This is a genomic window from Streptococcus sp. 68 (assembly GCF_013277415.1).
GTDB lineage: Bacteria > Bacillota > Bacilli > Lactobacillales > Streptococcaceae > Streptococcus.
The window spans coordinates 15,291-29,671 of the sequence record NZ_VMMX01000018.1 but is presented as its reverse complement, the minus strand read 5'-3'; the positions used below and the strand labels follow the sequence as shown (position 1 = coordinate 29,671).

The 14,381-nt window shown below is 38.6% G+C and carries 6 protein-coding genes and 1 pseudogene; 6 read left to right on the top strand and 1 reads right to left on the bottom strand.

The annotated features are described in order from the left end of the window. Positions 1-122 precede the first annotated feature (122 nt). Positions 123-575, bottom strand: a complete 453-nt coding sequence (locus HT720_RS09695) for a universal stress protein (protein ID WP_000079148.1) — start codon at positions 573-575, stop codon at positions 123-125. A gap of 161 nt (positions 576-736) precedes the next feature. Here HT720_RS09695 and HT720_RS09690 point away from each other — a divergent pair, with 161 nt between their 5' ends. The 6 genes and pseudogenes from HT720_RS09690 (at position 737) to HT720_RS10420 (ending at position 14,150) form a co-directional block, all read left to right on the top strand. Then, the gene (locus tag HT720_RS09690) at positions 737-1,030 is read left to right on the top strand and encodes a hypothetical protein (protein WP_000977375.1); all 294 of its coding nucleotides are present in this window, start codon (positions 737-739) and stop codon (positions 1,028-1,030) included. A gap of 156 nt (positions 1,031-1,186) precedes the next feature. Then, positions 1,187-2,401: a pyridoxal phosphate-dependent aminotransferase gene (locus HT720_RS09685; RefSeq protein ID WP_000666459.1), complete on the top strand. Its 1,215-nt coding sequence runs from the start codon at positions 1,187-1,189 to the stop codon at positions 2,399-2,401. Positions 2,402-2,555: 154 nt separating this feature from the next. Next, positions 2,556-2,690, top strand: a complete 135-nt coding sequence (gene rpmH, locus HT720_RS09680) for a 50S ribosomal protein L34 (protein WP_000831905.1) — start codon at positions 2,556-2,558, stop codon at positions 2,688-2,690. Between the two features lie 137 nt (positions 2,691-2,827). Beyond that, a complete protein-coding gene (locus tag HT720_RS09675) occupies positions 2,828-4,792 on the top strand; it encodes a peptide ABC transporter substrate-binding protein (protein ID WP_173276026.1) in 1,965 nt (654 codons plus the stop codon). Between the two features lie 520 nt (positions 4,793-5,312). Beyond that, positions 5,313-12,998 (top strand): annotated as a pseudogene (locus HT720_RS09670) (DUF1542 domain-containing protein); the annotation flags it as partial. Next, the gene (locus HT720_RS10420; protein ID WP_345890283.1) at positions 12,981-14,150 is read left to right on the top strand and encodes a DUF1542 domain-containing protein; all 1,170 of its coding nucleotides are present in this window, start codon (positions 12,981-12,983) and stop codon (positions 14,148-14,150) included. The pseudogene HT720_RS09670 and the gene HT720_RS10420, both read left to right, overlap by 18 nt. The last annotated feature ends 231 nt before the right edge of the window (positions 14,151-14,381 follow it).

Genomic DNA, 14,381 nt, shown 5'->3' with positions numbered 1-14,381 from the left:
TTTTGAGGTTGCAGATGAAACTGACGAAGTCAGTAACATACCTACGGCAAGTCGACGTTGATGTGGTTTGAATTAGTATAAACAGTAAACAAAAAGGAGCTTTTGGCTCCTTTTCTTCGTGATTACAAAGTTTTTTCTTGTTCTCTCACCACCAGCAAATCGACCTTAGCATGGCGGAGGATGTATTCAGATGAAGAGCCGACCAAGAGGCGTTCAAAGGCGTTGAGACCAGTTGCGCCAACGAGGATGAGGTCTACTTCTTCAGCATCGGGAATAGTACGTGCCAGTAGGGTCTTTGGATTTCCCATTTCAATGACGATATGAACATCTGCTACCCCAGCATCTTTAGCACGTTTTTCGTACTCTTTCATCAGACTTTCAGCGTCGACTTGGAGTTCTTCGTAAACTTCAGCATCAAAGGTGGATACGCTTTGGAGAGCGCGTGTGTCAATGACATGTGCGATGGTGAGTTTAGCGTCGTTTCGTAGAGCAGAATGAACTCCCTTGACAAAAGCTAAGTCCGCTTCCTTAGAACCATCGATTGCGACCATGATATTTTGGTAACGTTGTGCCATAATGAAACCTCCTGAAATTTTCTTACTATAATTGTAAACCTTTTCACTATAGAAGTAAAGCAAAAAAAGTATTTTTCAAAAGAATATTAGCGCTTAAAATCTATATAAATATATGATAAAATAAAAGAAAGGATAGCAGGAAAGAAGTGAAGGGAGGGAGAATGATGAAAAACTCTTTTCAAACATCAAATTTCCTTTATTATGGAATCATCCTAGTTTCAGTCTTGCTAGAAGTGATCATGATCTGGCAATTAGAGAGTCTGGTACCGTTTCTTTATCCAGGTTTTATTGGATTTTTAGTCTTTCATGTACTCTACCATCTAATCTTATTCCTAGTTGCAAAACGAAGTGGGCGTTGGGGTTACTTGATGATATGGGGGCTTTTCCTCATGTTTAATCTTCTCTATGACTCCTTTTTAGGCCTGCTTTTTCTAGGTTTATCTTTTGGTATGTGATGTTTTTTTGGCAAAACACCTGCTATCTCCCCTGTCTTGACCTCGCTTTTAGTGAGGTTTTTCTTCTGTAGGATTTTAGTAACACATTTCAGTAAACTTGTCGCATTCTCTTTCTAGTGGTATAATGTTACTATCCTGATGAATTGAGGAAACAAGATGAAAGAATATAACAAGTCTAGTAAGTTAGAGCATGTTGCTTATGATATCCGTGGTCCTGTTTTGGAAGAAGCCATGCGGATGCGAGCAAACGGAGAAAAGATTTTACGTCTGAATACAGGAAATCCAGCAGAATTTGGTTTTACAGCGCCAGACGAAGTCATTCATGACTTGATTATGAATGCGCGGGATAGTGAAGGATATTCTGACTCCAAAGGGATTTTCTCAGCCCGTAAGGCTATCATGCAGTATTGCCAGTTGAAGAAATTCCCCAATGTGGATATTGATGATATTTACCTTGGAAATGGTGTCAGTGAGCTGATTGTCATGTCCATGCAGGGGCTTTTGGACAATGGAGATGAGGTCTTGGTACCAATGCCAGACTATCCTCTCTGGACAGCAGCTGTCAGCCTAGCTGGGGGAAATGCCGTTCACTATATCTGTGATGAAGCTGCAGAATGGTACCCAGATATTGACGATATCAAGTCAAAAATCACTTCCAATACCAAGGCAATCGTCCTTATCAATCCAAACAACCCAACTGGAGCCCTTTATCCTAAAGAACTCTTGCTGGAAATTATTGAGATTGCCCGTCAAAACGATTTGATTATCTTTGCGGATGAAATTTACGACCGCATGGTCATGGATGGACATGTGCATACGCCTGTGGCGAGCCTGGCACCAGATGTCTTCTGTGTCAGCATGAATGGTTTGTCAAAATCTCATCGTATTGCTGGTTTCCGTGTGGGTTGGATGGTCTTGTCTGGACCTAAGACTCATGTTAAAGGCTATATCGAAGGGCTCAATATGCTGTCCAATATGCGTCTTTGCTCTAACGTTTTGGCCCAGCAAGTCGTACAAACATCACTAGGTGGGCACCAGTCAGTGGATGAATTGCTCCTTCCTGGTGGACGAATTTACGAGCAAAGAAATTTCATCTACAATGCCATTCAAGAGATTCCAGGTTTGTCTGCGGTTAAACCCAAGGCGGGACTCTATATCTTCCCTAAAATCGACCGCAATATGTACCGTATCGATGATGATGAGCAGTTTGTCCTTGATTTCTTGAAGCAGGAAAAGGTTCTCTTGGTTCATGGTCGAGGCTTTAACTGGAAAGAACCAGACCACTTCCGTATCGTTTACCTTCCTCGTGTTGATGAACTAGCCCAAATCCAAGAAAAGATGACTCGTTTCTTGAAACAGTATCGTAGATAGGGCTTACATTCGAAAAAGCGCCAAAAAGCAGTAAACATTTGCCTTGAGCTATTGACAAAAGTGAAAGAATCAGATAGAATAGTAAAGTATGTTTAGTAACTGATCACTTTATAGCCGGCTAAACGAATACAAAATCTATGAGGAGGTATTCATCGTGAAACGTACTTATCAACCAAGTAAACTTCGTCGTGCGCGCAAACACGGATTCCGTAACCGTATGTCAACTAAAAACGGTCGTCGCGTATTGGCAGCTCGTCGTCGTAAAGGACGCAAAGTTTTGGCTGCATAATCCAAACGAACCATAACAAAAATCAGTAGGAACTCGAGTCTACTGATTTTTATTTTTGTAAAAAAGTTCAAAAGACTTTATATTTTCCCTCAAATGGTGTATAATATTTCACATACTGTAAAAAATGGAGAATAATCATGAAGAAATCAAAAGTTATGCTTTTTGGAGCTATGGCTTTGACAGCAGGTCTAGCTCTAGCGGCATGTGGGTCTTCCCAATCAAGTAATGCTGAGAAAACCTACTCTTATGTATTTACTAGTAATCCTGATACCTTGGACTACATTACGTCAACGCGTGGTTCTACTTCAAGTATCACGACCAACCTGATTGATGGCTTGTTAGAAAATGATCAGTATGGTAATCTCATTCCATCTATGGCTGAGTCATGGACAGTGTCAAAAGATGGTTTGACCTACACTTATAAAATCCGTCAGGGGGCGAAATGGTACACTTCAGAGGGCGAAGAGTATGCGGATGTAACGGCTCATGACTTTGTGACAGGTCTCAAGTATGCAGCTGATAAAAAGGCTGAAAACTTGTATTTGGTCCAAGACTCTATCAAGGGCCTCGCAGACTATGTTGAGGGGGAAACATCTGACTTTGAGACTGTTGGTGTTAAGGCAGTGGATGACTATACTCTTCAATATACTTTGAATAAGCCGGAATCTTACTGGAATTCTAAGACTACTGGGGGCATTTTGAGTCCGGTAAATGAGGCTTTTTTGAAATCTAAGGGGGATGACTTTGGTAGTGTAACACCATCCAGTATCTTGTCAAATGGTCCTTACTTGTTTAAATCTTTCTCATCAAAATCTTTGATTGAATTTGATAAAAACCCTAATTACTGGGATAAGGACAATGTGAAAATTGAGAAAGTGAAGCTCTCTTTCTTTGACGGTTCTGACCAAGATAGTTTGGCGAGAGGATTTTTGGAAGGGAACTACTCGGACGGTCGTATCTTCCCGACAAGTTCAGTGTTTAATCAGTTGAAAAAAGGGAATGAGGACAAAATCACCTACACACCACAAAACTCAATTACCTTCTATTATCTTTTTAACGTCAATCGTCAAAGCTACAAGCAGACCATGAAACAGTCTGATAAGGAAAAGACAGATTCACTTGCGGCCATGCAAAATAAGGATTTCCGTCAGGCTGTCAACTTTGCCTTTGACCGTCATGCTTATGCAGCGCAGACAAATGGTGAAGATGGCGCAGACCGTATCTTGCGTAACACGCTTATCCCAAGTGATTTTGTCCAAATCAGTGGTAAAAACTTTGGAGATGTTGTCAATGAAAAGATTATTAACTATGGTACAGAGTGGTCGAATATCAATTTGAATGATGCGCAACCTGCCTTTTTGGATGCTGGAAAAGCCAAGGCAGCATTTGCTAAAGCTAAAGAAACCTTGCAAGCAGAAGGTGTGACCTTCCCAATTCATTTGGATATGCCGGTTGACCAGACGGCCAAGTTAGATGTGCAACAAGCAAGTTCCTTTAAGCAGACAGTGGAAGAAACCCTTGGGGCGGACAACGTTGTGATTGACGTGATTCAACTTTCTCCAGACGAGAAGGATCAAGCTACATTCTTTGCAGATACAGCTGAACAAAAGGACTATGACATTGATATTTCAGGTTGGAGCGGAGATTACTCAGATCCGAAAACTTATCTTGATCTCTTGGATCCAGAGTCAGGTTCACAGCTTAACAATATTGGGTTCACTGCTGGAAAAGATAATGAGGTAAAAGAAAAAATTGGACTTTCTGCTTACAAGAAGTTACTAGATGAAGCAGATAGCGAAGTTGAAAATACTCAGGCTCGTTATGAAAAATTTGCTGAAGTCCAAGCTTGGTTGACTGACAGCGCCCTCTTCCTACCAGTTCAAAGTGGTGGAGCCAACCCAATCTTCCGTAAGACTGTACCGTTCACAGGAGCCTTCTCGTTCGTTGGGCACAAAGGAGATGCTGATAACTACAAATATGTTGAACTGCAAAAAGAGCCAGTAACTGCGAAACAGTACCAGGAACTCTATGAAAAATGGCTAAAAGAAAAAGCTGAGTCAAATAAAAAAGCTCAGGAAGATTTGGCTAACCATATTCAATAAAATTTCTAGTCATGCTTTTTAGTTAATACTCAATGAAAATCAAAGAGCAAACTAGAAAGCTAGCCACAGGCTGTACTTGAGTACGGCAAGATGAAGCTGACGTGGTTTGAATTTGATTTTCGAAGAGTATAAGCATAGTGACTGGATTTAGAAAAAGACCTTGCTAGACAATTTTGGTTCTGGTAGGGTCTTTTCGTTATTTTTTGTTTTTGATGAAGTAAATGGAGTGGATAGGGCTTCAGATAGCTAGAATGACTTGTTTTATGTTTTTGAATGAGAATCGATTAAAATTTATAAATCTGTATAAGGGATTAGTGACAAAACGATACCAAATAGGGTAAATTTCTATATATTTTAATTAAAGTAAAAATGAGGCTAAAAGTGGACGGGGGGGGGGATTTTATGCTATAATGTACGTATATTCTTATCACCTAAAGTAGATATATTATAATAAAGTTTTATTATAGTGCATCAGCTTTTTGAATAAGAAGAAATAAAAATAAAAAATGGAGATCAAAGAATGAAGTATAAGAGAACGCAGAAACGCTCCAAGCAGATGTGGCAGCGTGTAGAAAAATTTTCGATTAGAAAGTTTAGCTTTGGAGCAGCGTCGTGTTTGATAGGGGCATCTTTAGTTGGGGCTGCTGGGACGGTGCAACCTGTAGAAGCTGCTATATCAACTTTCAGAGATCAAAAAGGAGGAAATGTTACTACTTTGTATGCCAATCAAGGGGATAATCCTTTTGAAGCTGGCGGAAGTGGGGTTTATGATAAAGTAAATGTAGACCAAGAAATTGGAATTGAAATAGACTGGTCAGAGTATTCTAAAACAAACCCTTACGTAACAGTTACCTATAAATATAATGGTGGTTATGGAACTGAAGCTTTGAATAACTACGGAGGTGGACGTCCAGATTTTTGGTTTACCACCCCGGTGGGAGTTTCAGAACCTAAAACAATCACTTTATATAATCTAAATACAGATAAGACAGGAAGAACAATTACAAGTTGGTCAGGCGAACAAGGATGGGTTTCTTTTTCGAATAGTGTCGGATCACGTTATCAAAATAAGGAAATGGCAGACAAACTTGGTGTTGGGGATCCTACAAAATGGGAACGATATAATGATGCGACCGGTGAGGAGGGGCGCACTTATCGCGGTGACCTTAATACTATGTTTTGGCGTCGTATCGGAGACAATATAGAGGGAAGTCCGAGTGAACAAGGGATTTATCAATCCTTCAGAGACAATACCAAGTCTATGTATTCTGACTGGCAAAAAGCAGCTGATCCAACTGCTACTATTAAAGCAACTTATAAAGTGGTAGATCCTACATTGAAGAATGGAAAACTAGTATTAGAATTTGGTGCTGGGGTTAAAGTTGGTCATGGAGGATCGTTGGTAACTCACTTCAAAACTCTAACAGTAGAAGTTCCGGTTTTATATCAGGATAGTGAATTATTCGAAGTTAAAGTGCCGCAACGTACAGGTGTAGTAAATGCTCAAGAATTAACAAAAACTGAAAAAGCTGATATTAAAAGTAAAATCTTAAAAGCAAACGAAGATAATATTAGTTCAGCTATCCCAGTGACTTCTAATAATAAGTTTAAAGATAATCTTAAAGATGGAGAAAATAGTATTGTAATTGGAAATGACGGTACAGCAACGATTACCTACCTAGACGGTTCAAAAGATACTATTCCTGGAACATCACTTGTCTATGAAAAACCACAAATTGATAATAATGAAACAACTAATGGAAGCGTGGGAGATTATACATATAAGAAGAATCCATACCCTGTAAAAAATATTGATAATATCGAAGACACAGAGATAGCAGCTGCGTTGGCAAAATTTTATGAAATCAATGGGATGGAGATTGAAACTAGACGGGATTCTTCTAATTCCCAAATGATTCAAGTTATTAAAAGTGTTAAAACAGAGGGAACCTCTCAATCTTTTGTTGATAAATATATTGATGTTTCTAAAAATAGAGCTTCTGATTATGGAAAAGGATTTATAACACATGCTTCGGATGATAGTCCAACAGGAATGATTATCCCTAAAGGTGATTTATTCAAACAAAAACCTGCAAAAGAATTTAGTGCTGCTGAAGCTATTGAAAAAGCTAAACAAGCCATTGACCATCTAACGTACTTATCACCAAAAGAAAAACAAGCTTTTAAAGATGAATTAGCATCTAAGATGACTCAAGATAACATCAATGATGTTGTAAATAGAGCAATCGCTAAAAATTCAGAAAATGAAGCAGGGCTTGAAGCTAAAAAACGTCAAGTAAAAGATAAAATTAACTCAGCCAAGTATTTAACGGATGCTGAAAAGAAAACATTCCTTGATAGTGTTAATAATCAAGAAATTACAGATCCAGCAGATGGAAGTTCTGATTCAGCTTTAGAATATACGAAAAAATTATTAGATCAAATCGGTCGAGACGTAGATGCTAAAAACTTAGAAGAAGCTAAGAAACAAGCCAAAGCTGAAATCGAAAAAATCAAAGATGATTTAACAAATCCAACAGCAGATAACTATAAGGAACAAATCCAAGCCGCAGGTTCAACAGATGCAGTAGAAAAGATTGTCGAAAATGCTAAAAATCAAAAAGCTTCTAAAGACAAAGAGAAAGAAAAACAAAAAGCAGATGCTTTAAAAGATGAGTATAAGAAAAAAATAGACCAAATTCCTGGATTATCAGAAGCAGATAAGACGGAATATAAAAAACAAATTGAAGCTGCAACATCAAAAAATCAATTAGATAATATTATTAAAGATGCAGAGGCAAAAGCAACTCGTAATAAAGCGATAGAAACAATAACAAACCTACCTCACTTGAATAACGCGCAAAAAGCAGACTTAATTGAACAAGTTAAAGATGCTACTGATAAAGAAGAGATTGAGGATGTTGTAACAAAAGCTCAAGGTTTAGATGCTAAGATGGATTCTCTGCAACAATTAGTAACGAAAGCTAATGATGTGAAGAAGACTAATAAATATACAAACGCTATATCAGGAACAAAGACATCATTTGATACTGCATTGACTAATGCTGATGCTGTAGCAAATAAAGAAACAGGAAAAGAGGCTGACGCTTCAGAAGTAGATAGCTTAATTGATAAATTGAAAGAAGCTATTAAAAATCTAACAGGTGAAGAAGTCGCTAAACCAGTTTCAAAAGCAGCTTTACAAGCAGAAGTAAATAAAGAGGCTGAAGTTCACAAGTCAACAGCTTATCTTAAAGATACAAAGGCAAAACAAGATGAGTATGACAAAGCTCTGAATGAAGCAAAAACAGTGTTAGCTGATGATGGGGCATCACAAGAAAGTATTGATGCTGCGTTAGATAAATTACAGAAAGCACGAGCTGAATTGGCAGGACAAGCAGAAGACTTCACTTTAGCAGTGAAAGATGGAGCAGCAAAAATATCTGTTGTACCTAAAGTAGGAGAAAGCTTAACAGAACAAGCCGATAAAGATGCAGTAAAAGCTAAAGTAACAGCGAACGGAGAAGCACTTAAAGCTACTGATACAGTAACGTACGGAGCTATTGCAGATAAAAATGGTAAGAAAGTTGTATCAGTAATAGTAACACGTGATGGTGTATCAAAAACAATCAATGTAGAAGTAACTAAGAAAGCGGAAGAGTTAACATTAGCTGTAAAAGACGAAACAAAACCAGCTAAAATTTCAAAAGTACCAGTAGCAGGAGAAAGCTTAACAGCAGAAGATGAAGCGAAAGTAAAAGAAAAAGTAACAGCGAACGGAGAAGCACTTAAAGCTACTGATACAGTAAAATACGGAACTATTGCTGAAAAAGATGGTAAGAAAGTCGTACCAGTAACAGTAACACGCAACGGTGTAGAAAAAACAGTTGACGTACCAGTAGAAGGAACTGATGCTGCAAAATCTCCACTAAATGATCCAGAAAAAGTTAAAGTTAATGATGTGTCTAATTTATCAGAAGATGAAAAAGCAGCAGTTAAAGCAGCTGTTAAGAAAGCAAACGCAAACTTAACTGATGATCAAATTTCAGTAGACAATACAGGGAAAGTAATTGTAACTTATTCTGATAAATCACAAAATGAACTTCCAGCATCTAAGACTGTAGAAGCGAAAACTGAAACAGAAAAAGCATTAGACAAAGCTAAAGAGAAAGCAAAAGCGGACTTAACAGAAGCAGCTAACAAAGAAAAAGCAGAAATTGAAGCAGATAAAGGCTTAACAGATCAACAAAAAGCAGATAAGAAAGCAGAAGTAGATAAGGTTAAGAAAGCTCAAGAAGAAAACATCGATAAAACTGGAACAACTGACGAAGTAGCGAAAGCAACAGAAGACGGTAAGAAAGCAATCGATGCAGTACACCAAACAGATGCGGATAAATCAACTCCAACAGTTACAGCAGGAGAAGTACCAGTAAGTGTCGATCCGGCTACAGATAAAAAAGTAGCGGAAGCAGATAAAAAAGCTATTACAGATGCTGTAGAAGTACCAAAAGACCAACCACAACCGACAGACAAACAAGTCAAAAATGACGGAGAAATTGTGGAAGGAACAGGTGCAAATGTAGGTAAGAAAGTAGTTGTAGTAGAAGTTACTTATGGTGACGGATCAAAAGATGAAATCGAAGTACCTGTAAGAAAAGCAACCGATAAGGAAAAAGCAAAAGCTGATCTAACAAAAGCTGCAGATGCTGAAAAAGCTGAAATTGATGAAGACAATGCATTATCTAAAAAAGAAAAAGAAGCATTGAAGAAACAAGTTGCTGATCTTAAAGCAAAACACGAAGAAAACATCAATAATGCAACTTCACCAGAAGATATAGCATCGGCAACAGAAAAAGGTAGACAAGAAATTGCTGCTGTTCATACTCCACAAGATATTACAGAAACAGCTAAGAGAAAGTTAACTCCACCAAAAGAAAAGGTTAAAGTTACAGATGTCAATCATTTAACAGATGAAGAGAAAGAAGCTGTTAAAAAAGCGATTGTGGCGACTAACCCTCAACTAGAAGAATCTGAAGTCTATGTGAGTGATAAGGGAGATGTAGCTTCTCCTAAAGGTTACTTGGAAGCAGAAAAAGTTGTTTTTCAAGCATTAAACAAACCAGCGACACCAGTCGTAGTAGCTGATCCAAATCATTTAACAAATGATGAAAAGGAAAAAGTGAAAGAAGCTGTAGCTAACGCAAATCCTGGTCTAAGCAAAGATGATATTACAGTCGATGACAAAGGTAATGTAACAACTAAAAATGGCGATAAATTACTTGCAAAAGATGTAGTAACTCCAGCCCTGAAGAAACCAACAACACCAGTTGTAGTTGGAAATCCTAATGCTTTAACAGAAAAAGAAAAAGAGGACATTAAGGATGCTGTCGCAGCTGCAAATCCAGGCTTAAACAAAGGTGATGTTACAGTAAATCCTGATGGCAGTGTAACAACTCCAAAAGGAAATCTACCAAAAGAAGATGTTGTAACGACAGTTTTAAATAAACCAAATAAACTTGTTGAAGTAGAAAATCCAAATAGCTTAACAGTTAAAGAAAAAGAAGCGGTTAAGAAAGCTGTTGTAGAGGCAAATCCAGGTTTAACTGAAGATAAAGTCAAAGTTGACGATCAAGGAAATGTCACAACACCACAAGGTAACTTACCAGCAAAAGATGTTGTAACTTCTACCTTGAAGAAACCAACAACCCCAGTTGAAGTCGTCAATCCATCTAAACTGACAGAACCAGAAAAATCTAAGATTGTAGAAGAGATTATTAAAAATAATCCTGATTTAGCGGATAAAAAAGATAAAATTAACGTTGATGATCAAGGCAATGTTGAAACACCAAAAGGCAACTTACCAGCAGAAGATGTAGTGACACCAGCTTTGAAGAAACCGACAAAACTTGTCCCTGTTAAAGATGTCAATAACTTATCAGATGCAGAAAAAGACGCTGTTAAGGATGCTGTTGTAGCTGCAAATCCAGGCTTAAACAAGGACGATGTCAAGGTTGATGGTCAAGGCAATGTTGAAACGCCAAGAGGTAATTTACTAGCAGGAGAAGTTGTAACTCCAGCCTTGAAGAAACCTGTCACACCTGTAGAAGTTAAAGATCCTAAAAACTTAACAGAAGCAGAAAAAGACGCTGTTAAGGATGCTGTTGTAGCTGCAAATCCAGGCTTAAACAAGGATGATGTTAAGGTTGATGGTCAAGGCAATGTTGAAACACCACAAGGTAATTTACCAGCAAAAGATGTAGTAACACCAGCTTTGAAGAAACCTGTCACACCTGTAGGAGTTAAAGATTCGAATAACTTAACAGACAAAGAAAAAGAAGATGTTAAGAAAGCTATTGTTGAAGCAAATCCAGGCTTAAACAAGGACGATGTCAAGGTTGATGATCAAGGAAATGTTGAGACTCCAAACGGAAATCTACCAAAAGAAGATGTAGTAGTACAAACTGCTAAAGGGCAATCAACAAGTATCTTCAAACCAGAGTTAGACTTACAAACTGCTTTAGTATCAGGAAAAGCAACTGTTGAAAAAGGCAAAGGCTTAACAGACGAAGAAATCCTAAAACAATTAGCACTAGCTGATGGACTAACAGCGAAAATCACTTTTAAACCAACTACAACAGAAGCGGGAACTAAAGAAGCAGAGGTGGAAGTAACCCTAGCGGATGGTAGCAAAGTAACTGTAAAAGTATCGGTTGAAGTAGTTGATTCCTTAGGCACAGCTGATAAAGATAATGATCTTGCTAAGGCGAAAGAAGACGCTAAAAAACAAGTAGAAGACGCTGCTAAGAAAAAACTTGATGAAATCAAGAAAGATACAGGTTTAACTGAAGAGCAAAAACAAAAAGCTGAAGAAGCAATCAATAAAGCCAAAGAAGATGCTAACAAAGCTATTGACGAAGCATCATCAGCAGGAACAGCTAAACAAATTGCAGATCAAGCAAAAGAAAATATTGAAAAATATAATCCGAAATCAGATACAGAAGTTAAGAAACCAGATGTAACAAACCTTGATGAAGAAAAAGCGAAAGCAAAAGCTGAAATACTAGAAGAAGCTCAAAAACGCATTGACGAAATCAAGAACAATAAAGATTTATCAGACGAAGCGAAACAAAAAGCTATCGAAGAAATCAATAAGGCCAAAGATAAAGCGATTGAAGACATCAACAAAGGTCAATCTAAAGATGAAATCAATGCGGCGAAAGAAGCTGGTATTCATAAGATAAATGAAGTTCAACCAGAGGGCTCTATTGCATCTAAATTCGAACCGAAAGTTCCTGAAAACAAAGTGGAAGTGGAAAATCCAGCAAAACTTTCAGATGAAGAAAGAGAACAAGTTCGTCAAAACATCGAAGGTGCGAACACATTCCCAGATGGAACAACAGTAGAAGTAAAACCAGATGGAACAGCTGTTATCACATATAAAGATGGTTCAAGCGATACGATTTCAAAAGATAAATTAGTAGCGCCAGCTAACAAAGAGACAGGAACAATCGCGTCAAGAACCGAGCCGGTTATCCCAGGAAAAACACAAGTAGGAAATACTACGAAGTTAACACCTGCAGAACAAGCTACGGTTAAAAAAGCGGTTGAGGAAGCGAACAACTTCCCAGCAGGAACTACGGTAGAAGTAAGACCTGATGGAACAGTAGTCATCACCTATCCAGATAAATCTGTAGACACAATAACAGGGGATAAACTTGTTGAAAAAGGAAGCAAACAAGAAACTCCAAAAGTTCAGACAGATGCAGAGAAGAACCCAGCGCAAGTTCCAGGAAACTTTGTACCTGTTGAAAATACTCACAACTTGACACAGACGGAGCAAGATACTGTAGCAGCTAAGGTTAAAGAAGCAAATCCAGCGGCGACAGATGTTAAGGTATCTAAAGATGGAACAGCAACGCTAACATATGGAGATGGTTCAGTAAACACAATTCCAGGAACCAGTCTAGTAGTAGCCAAAGATACTGACAATGAAGCTTCAACACAAGCTGCGCAAAACCCAGCAGTGGTGCCAGCAACTACAGAAGTTGGAAATGCTCATAGCTTAACACCTGAGGAACAAGCTGCAGTAGCTACGAAAGTGAAACAAGCAAATCCAGCGGCGACAGATGTTAAGGTATCTAAAGACGGAACAGCGACATTGACATACTCAGATGGTTCAGTCAATACAATTCCAGGAACCAGTCTAGTAGTTCAAAAAGAGGAAACTCCAACACAAGAGCAACCAACAATCGCAGAGAAGACAAAAGTAATCATCCCAGCTAACCCTACAAAAGTAGCAGAAGCTACAAGATTAACAGATGCAGAAAAAGAAGCTGTTAAAAAAGCAGTAGTAGATGCTAACAGATTCGGAAGCGATGTTAAAGTTGAAGTAGCTGGAGATGGCACAGCGACAATCGTCTTTAAAGATGGTTCAGCTATTACAATTCCAGGAAATCAATTGGTAGCACAAGATCCAAAAGCACAAGATAGCACTAAACCGACTGCTGAAAAATCAACTGTTAAAGCGCCTGCTCAAAGAGTAGATGTAAAAGATATAACTCATTTAACAGATGAAGAAAAAGAAAAAGTTAAGGTTGCTATTTTACAAGCAAATGGTTCAGCATTAGACGGAGCGACAATCACTGTAGCTGGAGATGGTACAGCAACAATCACATTCCCAGATGGTTCAGTAGTGACGATTCTAGGAAAAGATACAGTTCAACAATCTGCGAAAGGTGAATCTGTAACTCAAGAAGCTACACCAGAGTATAAGCCAGAAACTACACCAGGTGGAGATAATGGAGGCAATACTGGAAGCTCAGATGCTAATGCGAATGCAGGCGGTGGTAGCCAGGCAGGCGGACAAGCTAACACAGGTTCACAAAATCCAGCTCAATCACAAGCTTCTAAGCAATTGGCTACTGAAAAAGAATCAGCTAAAAATGCCATTGAGAAAGCTGCCAAGGACAAGCAGGATGAAATCAAAGGCTCACCGCTTTCTGATAAAGAAAAAGCAGAACTTTTAGCAAGAGTGGAAGCAGAAAAACAAGCGGCTCTCAAAGAGATTGAAAATGCGAAAACTGTGGAAGATGTGAAGGAAGCAGAAACGATTGGAGTGCAAGCCATTGCCATGGTTACAGTTCCTAAGAGACCAGTGGCTCCTAATGCTGCTCCTCAGGCAACAAGTGCACCGCAAGCAACTGCAGGAACAATGCAAGATGTTACCTACCAGTCACCTGCTAGAAAACAATTACCTAACACAGGTTCAGCATCAAGTGCAGCACTTGCTAGTCTTGGTCTAGTGGCGGCAACCAGTGGTTTTGCTTTGCTAGGAAGAAAAGCTAGACGTAGAAAATAGGACAGCTAGAAAGTTATATTCTCTACTTAAAGTTAGATTATAAGGGGGATTTGGAGAAATCATCAATCCTAGTGATGGGTGAGAGAAGAGAGAACCCAAGATAATCACATACTTTATACTCAATGAAAATCAAAGAGCAAACTAGGAAACTAGCCGCAGGCTGTACTTGAGTACGGCAAGGCGACGTTGACACGGTTTGAATTTGATTTTCGAAGAGTATTAGCTGAATAG

Excerpts from the sequence above, each read along its gene's own strand:
- HT720_RS09695 (WP_000079148.1), bottom strand. The coding sequence starts at position 575 with ATGGCACAACGTTACCAAAATATCATGGTCGCAATCGATGGTTCTAAG.
- HT720_RS09690 (WP_000977375.1), top strand. The coding sequence starts at position 737 with ATGATGAAAAACTCTTTTCAAACATCAAATTTCCTTTATTATGGAATC.
- HT720_RS09685 (WP_000666459.1), top strand. The coding sequence starts at position 1,187 with ATGAAAGAATATAACAAGTCTAGTAAGTTAGAGCATGTTGCTTATGAT.
- HT720_RS09675 (WP_173276026.1), top strand. The coding sequence starts at position 2,828 with ATGAAGAAATCAAAAGTTATGCTTTTTGGAGCTATGGCTTTGACAGCA.